At 70.8% G+C, this 7,680-nt stretch carries 7 protein-coding genes and 1 pseudogene; 2 read left to right on the top strand and 6 right to left on the bottom strand.

Features of this window, described 5'->3' with window-relative positions:
• Together ACWEBX_RS35615 and ACWEBX_RS35610 are read right to left on the bottom strand one after the other, a co-directional pair.
• Positions 1-610 (bottom strand): annotated as a pseudogene (locus ACWEBX_RS35615) (hypothetical protein); the annotation flags it as partial.
• Positions 611-694: 84 nt separating this feature from the next.
• Positions 695-1,948, bottom strand: a complete 1,254-nt coding sequence (locus ACWEBX_RS35610) for an FUSC family protein (RefSeq protein ID WP_451888894.1) — start codon at positions 1,946-1,948, stop codon at positions 695-697.
• Between the two features lie 120 nt (positions 1,949-2,068).
• On the opposite strand from ACWEBX_RS35610, the gene ACWEBX_RS35605 reads away from it, so the two are divergent.
• Positions 2,069-2,674, top strand: coding sequence for a TIGR03086 family metal-binding protein (locus ACWEBX_RS35605; protein ID WP_451888893.1), 606 nt, complete (start codon positions 2,069-2,071; stop codon positions 2,672-2,674).
• Positions 2,675-2,768: 94 nt separating this feature from the next.
• Here the strand turns inward: ACWEBX_RS35605 and ACWEBX_RS35600 are convergent, their stop codons facing one another.
• The gene (locus ACWEBX_RS35600) at positions 2,769-3,263 is read right to left on the bottom strand and encodes an FBP domain-containing protein (protein ID WP_451888892.1); all 495 of its coding nucleotides are present in this window, start codon (positions 3,261-3,263) and stop codon (positions 2,769-2,771) included.
• A gap of 153 nt (positions 3,264-3,416) precedes the next feature.
• On the opposite strand from ACWEBX_RS35600, the gene ACWEBX_RS35595 reads away from it, so the two are divergent.
• The gene (locus tag ACWEBX_RS35595) at positions 3,417-4,427 is read left to right on the top strand and encodes a phosphotransferase family protein (RefSeq protein WP_451888891.1); all 1,011 of its coding nucleotides are present in this window, start codon (positions 3,417-3,419) and stop codon (positions 4,425-4,427) included.
• A gap of 38 nt (positions 4,428-4,465) precedes the next feature.
• On the opposite strand, the gene ACWEBX_RS35590 is transcribed toward ACWEBX_RS35595, so the two are convergent.
• From ACWEBX_RS35590 to ACWEBX_RS35580, 3 genes are read right to left on the bottom strand one after another with little or no spacing between them, the layout of a single operon-like run.
• Entirely contained in the window at positions 4,466-5,824 is a 1,359-nt protein-coding gene (locus ACWEBX_RS35590; RefSeq protein WP_451888896.1) for a GH1 family beta-glucosidase, read from the bottom strand.
• A 47-nt stretch (positions 5,825-5,871) separates the two neighbouring features.
• The gene (locus ACWEBX_RS35585) at positions 5,872-6,744 is read right to left on the bottom strand and encodes a carbohydrate ABC transporter permease (RefSeq protein WP_451888890.1); all 873 of its coding nucleotides are present in this window, start codon (positions 6,742-6,744) and stop codon (positions 5,872-5,874) included.
• Complete coding sequence (locus ACWEBX_RS35580; RefSeq protein ID WP_451888895.1) at positions 6,737-7,675, bottom strand: carbohydrate ABC transporter permease; 939 nt, start codon at positions 7,673-7,675, stop codon at positions 6,737-6,739. The genes ACWEBX_RS35585 and ACWEBX_RS35580 overlap by 8 nt, the downstream gene beginning before the upstream one ends.
• Between the last annotated feature and the right edge of the window lie 5 nt (positions 7,676-7,680).

Here is a 7,680-nt window from a genome sequence, read left to right as displayed (position 1 = left end):
GCGCCGCCATCATCGGCATGGCCGCGCCCAGCGTCCGGGGCATCCGCATGCTCTCCTCGGCCCGGCGGCGCTCCGCCTCCCGCCACGCCGCCAGTTCCCCGGCCTCGAGCGGGAACGACTGGAGCTGGACACCGCCCCAGACCTCCTCGCCGGTGACCTGGCCCTCGACGGTCGCCCCGAGACCCATCGGCACGGCCACGAACTGGCGGACCGTCCCCTTGCCGGAGTTGATGCCGTCGAGCCACGGCTGTCGGGGGAGGACGACGTAGTTCTGCGGGTCACGGGTGAGCCGGGAGCTCCACGGCTTGCCGGAGACGGCACACACCTTGCCGACGCCCACCTGCAACGCGGCCGGCTCCGCCGTCCCGGCGAAACTCAGCCACATGGCCTCGCGCAGATACACCGGAAGCATCACACCGCCGCGCGCCCGCCACTCGGCGGGCACCCGGTCGCCGTAGTCCTCGACGCGCCGGACGGGGAACTCGCCGAGCCCCGGCGGCAACGCGTGCGTGCCCGTCTCGGGCAGCCGCAGTGTCCGAATGAACCGCACCTGCACCCCGCCCGGCAGCCGCAGTGCGTTCCCGTCGATCCGCACGGTGTCCTCGGTCATCCGCTCGCCCCCTCGTTCTCCTGCCACCGGCCGCGCAGTGCGGCTCACCGCCACCGCGTCGGCCGTTTCCTCTCATGGAACCCGTCATCTAGAACGCCCGGAGACGTCGGAACGGTTCCGGTTCCGGCGCGGCCGGCGCAGCCGGCTCCGCAGCCGGGTGAGGCGCGGCCGGCGCTCGCGCTGCTCACGGGTGCAGCGGTCCAGCTCCTCGAACAGACGCCGGGTGCGATGCTCGGTGTCCAGCTCGTCGAGGATCCGGGTGACCTCGGTCAGGACGGAGCCGTGGAGCTGCCACTGGCTCGGGTCGCGCCGGACCTCCTCCAGGAAGAGCTGGGCCAGCTTGTCGCGGGTGGCGGCGGCGGTGGCGAGTTCCGCGCTGAGCCGCTCCTCGGCGGACACCGCGTTCTGGGTGACATCGGTGGTCACCAGCACCGCGAAGCTGACGATCGCGTCGGCGACCTCCGACAGCAGCTCCTGGAGGACGGCTCCGGCCTGCGGTTCGAACAGGGGCCGGGGCTCCCGCTCTTTTGCCAGGTCGGTGAGGCTGCGCGCGAGAACCCGCAGGACCACCGTGCAGATCTCCAGGGTGTCCAGGCCGGTGCGCAGCACGACCCGGTGCATCAGCCCCTCGCGCACCCGCGGGTTGAGCTTCAGGCTGTCCTCGGCCTGTCGTAGGGCCGCGTCCACCCCGGCGATGTCGTTGTCGAGCCGACGGGCCTCGTGCAGCCGCTCGGCCGCCACATGGAAGGGCGTGTGCGACGCGGCACCCTCGCCGACCCGCAGCAACAACTGCCGCATCCGGCGTGCCAGGTCCTCGATCTGCTCCCCGGCCATGTCGACCCACACGGGCGGCGCGAGCACGAGGTTGCAGGTGAGGCCCACGACCGCCCCGATCAGTGTCTCCAGCACGCGGGCCCACGCGGTGTCGCCCACTCGGGTGACGCCGAGGACCAGCATGGCGCTGATCGCCACCTCGGGCACGAACTCGCTGACCCGGACCAGATGTCCCACCGCCAGCGAGGCGAGGATGATCAGCCCCAGACTCCACCAGGTCAGGCCCACCAGGCTGCTGAAGCCGATGGCGATGACGACGCCCACCACCACGGAGTTCACCCGCCGGATCGCGGTGGTGATCGTCGAGTACAGCGTGACCTGGACGACCAGCAGCGCGGTCAGGGGCGCGGTCAGCGGCGCGGGTTCGGGACTGAGGTGAATGGCCACCACGTACGCGATCGTCGCGGCGGCCGTCGACCGAAGTGTCTGGACGACCACCGGCTCCCGGCGCCGCTCCACGATCTTCGCGACGGATGCCGTCCACTCACCACGTGCCTCGTGCATCCTTGGGCCCTTCCCGTTTAACACGGGTACCGAACGTGCTGATTGCGGACCGTATCTGTCCGCAAGGGGTCCTAGTTTGGAGGCATCGACAGGGACGGACCGCATCAGGAGGCATCGGAAATGAGCGCGATGAGCAACGTCCAGGGCATCGAACTGCTGACGCTGTCGCACGACCGGCTGCGGGCCGTCGTCGCCGGTGTGCCGGAGAACGACTGGTCGGCGCCGACGCCGTGCGGTGAGTGGACGGTGGCCCAGGTGCTCAACCACGCCCGGCTCGACCAGCAGGCGTACGGCGCGGCGGTCACCGGGACCGGGTGGCCCGAGTCGGACGCCTTCCACCCGGACGACGCGCTGGAGGCCGACGTCACGGCGACGCTCGACAAGGTCCTCACCCAGGTCGCCGACGTCTACGCGGGGCTGCCCGCCGACGCGGAGGAGGTGGCCACGCCGCTCGGGCCGCTGCCGTTCCGCGTGGCGGCCGCCGCGGCCGCCATGGACGCGGGCGTGCACGCCTGGGACATCGCGGTGGCCACCGGCCTGGCGTCCCCCCTCGACGACGACCTGGCCGGCGGCATCCGGCTCGCGGCGGACCGGCTGGCCGACCACCTGCGCGACGCCTTCGGCGTGTTCGCCGCCGCCCGCGAGGTCCCGGAGGGCGCCGGCCGGGCCGAGGCGCTGCTCGCCTTCCTGGGCCGTGACCCGCACTGGGCTCCCACCGGATCCTGAGGAAACAGCGGTGCGGGTCGCCGGGGAGCGTCGTGAAGCCCGGCGGCCCCGGCGGCCCCGCCGCGCCCACCGGTGCCTGAGCGGCCGTCGCGGTTCAGTCGCGCAGCTTCGCCAGGAAGGCGGACAGATGGCCGACCGTCCGGGCGATCTGCTGCTCCGTCGTGAGGGTCTCCTCGAAGCGGCTCCCCGACCGGAGGGCCTTCTTCCCCCGGACGTAGAGGGAGCAGGCGAGGTCGGCGCAGACGTAGATGCCGACCGAGTGGCCCTCGCGGCCCGCCGCACCCGCCTTGCGGGCCGTCATCAGCGAGACCCCGCCTCCCGGGTGCGTGGTCAGGCACAGCGAGCACATGCTGCGGTGCGGGAGCCCGCGCCGGGAGGACGGGAGCCGCAGGGCGACGCCCAGGAGGCCGCCGTCCCGTTCGGTGACGAGAAAGCCGCGGTCGGGCGCACCGGGATCTCGCCAGCCCAGGAAGTCCAGCTCGTCCCAGGGGCGTTCGTCGAGATCACGCGGTGTCGCGAGCCGCTTCGCCTCGCCCCTGGAGCAGTTGATGAAAGAGGTGCGGATGTCCTGCTCGGTGAGCGGTCTCATGAGTGCCTCCCGGTGTCGATCCCAAAACCTAGGAACCCTAGGTTTTACTTGAAGGTACCTAGTTGAAAGAGCGGGAGCCAGCGGATTTCGGGACCTGTGGGCGCCGTGACGCGAGGGCTGCGGGCGCGTGGGGGCACCTGGCACAGTGACCTCATGGACGAGGGGGACGCGATGGCCGGCGCGGACGGGTCGGAGCGGGCCGAGCGGGCTCTCCGGGAGGCCGGGCTGCCGTCCGGGAGTCTCGTCGGCCGCCGGGTCCTGTCCGGGGGCACGTACAACGCCCTCGAGGAACTCACGCTCGCCGACGGCAGCCGGTACGTGCTGAAGGTCCCACCGCCGCCCACCGTCCCCGCCCTGGCGTACGAGCGGCAACTCCTGCTCTCCGAGGCGGAGTTCTATCGCCGGGCCGCCACCGTCGGCGTACCGGCGCCCTCGCCGGTGGGAGACCCTCGCGACGGCCACCTGCTGATGACGCGCTGTCCCGGCGAGCCCTGGGCAGACCTCGCCGAGGGCGAACGCGGGCCGCTCCGCCGGGAGTTGGGTCACCTGGTGGCCAGGCTGCACAGGGTGACCGGCCCGGGCTTCGGCTACCCCTCCGGCGCGCTCGGCCCGCTCGCCCCCGACTGGCGGACCGCCTTCACCAGGATGTACGAGGCACTCCTGGACGACGCCCGCGCCTACGGTGCCTGGCTGCCGAGCCCCGTGGACGAGGTGGCCGGGATCGCGCGGGCCGCCTTCGACACCCTGGAGGAGGTCACCGTCCCCCGGCTCGTCCACTTCGACCTGTGGCGGGGGAACATCCTGGTCGAGCGGGCGGATACGGGCCCGCGCATCGGCGGTCTGATCGACGGCGAGCGCATGTTCTGGGGAGACCCGCTCGCCGACTTCGTCTCCCTGGCCCTGCTCGGGGACATCCGCCAGGACGTCGACTTCCTGACGGGCTATCAAGAGGAAGGTGGGGCCGCCGCGTTCGACGGGGCCGGGCGGCAGCGCCTGGCTCTGTACCGCAGTTACCTCTACCTGATCATGCTCGTCGAGACCGTCCCCCGCGCTTCCGGCGATGAACGGGCCGCCTGGGTGCGCGAGGTGGTGGCCCCCCTGCTGACGGCCGCCCTCGACGAGGTCGGCCGGGGTGCGAACACCCCGGCCGACCAAGGGTTTTAGTGCCGCGGCACCAGGGTCCCGTGCGCCCTGGCGCGGCCTCAGGCCGCCTTGCTCGCGCCCCCGCGGTGTCCCCGGACGATCTCCGCGTAGCGGTGACCGCTGCCCTTGATCGTCCGTACCTGCGTCTTGTAGTCGACGTGCACGAGACCGAACCGCTTGTCGTAGCCGTACGCCCACTCGAAGTTGTCCAGCAGCGACCAGGCGAAGTAGCCGGCCAGCGGAACGCCCTTGCGGGCGGCCGACGCGCAGGCGGCCAGATGCTGTTCGAGGTAGGCGACGCGCTCCAGGTCGTCGACGGTGCCGTCGGGGCGTACGACGTCGGGATAGGCGGAGCCGTTCTCCGTGACGTACAGCTTGCGGGCGCCGTACTCGTTCGTCAGGCGCAGCAGCAGGCGCTCGATGCCGGCCGCCTCGATCTCCCAGTCCATGGCCGTGACCGGCACGCCGGGCCGGCTGATCTGCCGCGCGTACGGGGCGGGGCCGGTCGGGTCGTCGACGACGTGGGACGGGAAGTAGTAGTTCAGGCCCAGCCAGTCCAGCGGCGCGGCCATCGTCTCCAAGTCGCCCGCGACCTCGGGCAGTTCGACTCCGTAGACCTCGACCATGTCGGCGGGGAAGCCGCGGCCGTGCACCGGGTCGAGCCACCAGCGGTTGGTGTGCCCGTCCTGCCGCTTCGCCGCCGCGGCGTCCTCCGGGCGGTCGGTGGCGGCCTCGATACTGCCCAGGTTGTTGACGATGCCGATCTGCGCGCCGGGCGCGGCCGCGCGGATCGCCTGCGTGGCGAGTCCGTGCCCGAGCAGGAGGTGGTACGAGGCGCGGACGGCGGCCGTGAGGTCGGTCAGGCCGGGGGCCATCCGCCCCTCCAGGTGGCCGATCCAGGCCGAGCACAGCGGCTCGTTGAGGGTGGTCCAGTGCTGGACGCGGTCGCCGAGCCGCTCCGCGACCACCGACGCGTAGGCGGCGAGGTGGTGCGCGGTGTCACGGGCGGGCCAGCCGCCCCGGTCCTGGAGCACCTGGGGCAGGTCCCAGTGGTACAGCGTGACCGAGGGCGTGATGCCCGCCTCCAGCAGGCCGTCGATCAGCGCGTCGTAGTAGTCCAGCCCCTTGGCGTTGACCGGCCCGTCGCCGCCCGGCATCACCCGGGGCCAGGCGATGGACAGCCGGTAGGCGTTGGTGCCGAGCCGGCGCATGAGATCGATGTCCTCGCGCCAGCGGTGGTAGTGATCGCAGGCGACGTCCCCGTCGTCACCGTTGTCGATCTTGCCGGGCGTGTGCGAGAAGGTGTCCCAGATGGATGCGGAGCGGCCGTCCTCGGCCACGGCACCCTCGATCTGATAGGCCGACGTGGCCGTGCCCCAAAGGAAGTCCTCCGGGAGGGCGGCAAGGTCGATGGTCACTGAAGTCCCTTCGTCGTCAATGGTGTCGATGTCCTCGGCGGGGCCGGTCACTTGACGGCTCCCGCCGTGAGCCCGGCGACGAGATAGCGCTGGAGCAGCAGGAAGCCGGCCACCACGGGGACGCTGACGACCAGCGAGGCGGCCATGATCTGGTTCCAGTACACGTCGTTGAGCGTGGAGTAGCCCTGGAGGCCGACGGCGAGGGTGCGGGTGGCGTCGTTGGTCATCACCGACGCGAACAGCACCTCGCCCCAGGCGGTCATGAAGGCGTAGACGGCGACCGCGACGATGCCGGGGATCGCCGCCGGAACGACCACGCGGAAGAGCGCCCCGAGCGGCCCGCAGCCGTCCACCAGTGCCGCCTCGTCGAGATCGCGGGGCACCGAGTCGAAGTACCCGATCAGCATCCAGATCGAGAACGGCAGCGAGAAGGTCAGATACGTGAGGATCAGACCGCCGCGCGAGCCGAACAGCGCGATCCCGGTGGCGTTGCCGATGTTCACGTAGAGCAGGAACAGCGGCAGCAGGAACAGGATGCCGGGGAACATCTGGGTGGACAGCACGGTGACCGTGAACACGCGCTTGCCGCGGAAGCTGTAGCGGCTGACGGCGTAGGCGGAGAACACGGCGATCACGACCGAGCAGCCCGTGGCCGCCCCGGCCACGATCAGCGAGTTCACGAAGTACTTCGCCAGCGGCACCGTCGACCAGATGTCGATGTACGGCCGAATGGTCAGCCCGCTCGGCAGCCAGCGGAACTTCCCCGAGACGTCCGCGAGCGGCTTCAGCGAGCTGGAGACCATGACGTAGACGGGCACCAGGACGAAACCGGTGAGCAGGGTGAGGAAGATCCGCCGGGACCACAGGAAGGAGCGCGGCGGGGCCATCGGGGAGCGGGGCGTGGTGGAGGTGCTAGACATCGGCCGTCTTCCTTCCCCGGGAGGTCAGGAGCAGGTAGGCGCCGGTCACCACGAGCAGGAAGAGCAGCAGCAGCACGGACATTGCCGAGCCGGTGCCGAAGTTCCAGGTGACGAAGGACGCCTGGTAGATGTGGACCGAGATGAGGTCCGCCGAGTCCGGGGCGGTCTTGCCGAACAGGACGAACGGCGTGTTGAAGTCGTTGAACGTCCACAGGAACAGCACCAGTACCAGGACCTGGTTGACCGGCCGCAGCGACGGCAGGGTGATGCGGCGCAGTTGCTGCCACAGTCCGGCACCGTCGAGGGCGGCGGCCTCGTACAGCTCGCCCGGGATGTTCTGCAGGCCCGCCATGACGATCAGGAAGGCGAACGGCCAGCCCTTCCAGACGGACACGGTGAGCAGGGCGTAGAAGCTGTTGTCGCCGATCAGCCAGAAGGACGGCTTGTCGGTGAGGTGGAGCTGGTCGTGCAGGACGTGGTTCACCAGGCCGTTGTCGTGCTGGAACATGAACACCCAGGTGATCACGGCCGCGTAGACGGGCAGCGCGTACGGCACCAGGAACAGGGCCCGCAGCACACCCCGCCCCACGAAGTTGTCCTGCATGTAGATCGCGGCGGCCGTGCCGATCAGCCAGCACAGACCGACGGAGAGCAGGGTGAAGGCGACGGTGACGAAGAAGGAGTGCAGCAGCGCCTCGCCGACGGGCTCGTCGAAGTGCACCGACACCGAGTAGTTGTCGAAGCCGGCCCAGGGCGCCGTGCCCCAGTCGCGGATGTAGAACTGCGTGAGCTCCTTGAAGCTCATCACGATGCCGATCACCATCGGCACCAGGTGCACCAGGAGTTCGAGCACCAGCGCGGGCAGAAGCAGCAGGTAGGGAAGTCCGCCCGAACAGGCCGACCGGTACGCGCGACTGGCTCTGACGTCGATGGGCT

The organism is Streptomyces sp. NPDC005070, from assembly GCF_053600395.1.
The sequence above is the reverse complement of the archived record's forward strand: the minus strand, read 5'-3'. Positions and strand labels throughout refer to the sequence as shown.

Bases quoted from the DNA above. Each gene is read 5' to 3' on its own strand.
- ACWEBX_RS35610 (WP_451888894.1), bottom strand. From the start codon at position 1,948: ATGCACGAGGCACGTGGTGAGTGGACGGCATCCGTCGCGAAGATCGTG.
- ACWEBX_RS35595 (WP_451888891.1), top strand. From the start codon at position 3,417: ATGGACGAGGGGGACGCGATGGCCGGCGCGGACGGGTCGGAGCGGGCC.
- ACWEBX_RS35600 (WP_451888892.1), bottom strand. From the start codon at position 3,263: ATGAGACCGCTCACCGAGCAGGACATCCGCACCTCTTTCATCAACTGC.
- ACWEBX_RS35585 (WP_451888890.1), bottom strand. From the start codon at position 6,744: ATGTCTAGCACCTCCACCACGCCCCGCTCCCCGATGGCCCCGCCGCGC.
- ACWEBX_RS35605 (WP_451888893.1), top strand. From the start codon at position 2,069: ATGAGCGCGATGAGCAACGTCCAGGGCATCGAACTGCTGACGCTGTCG.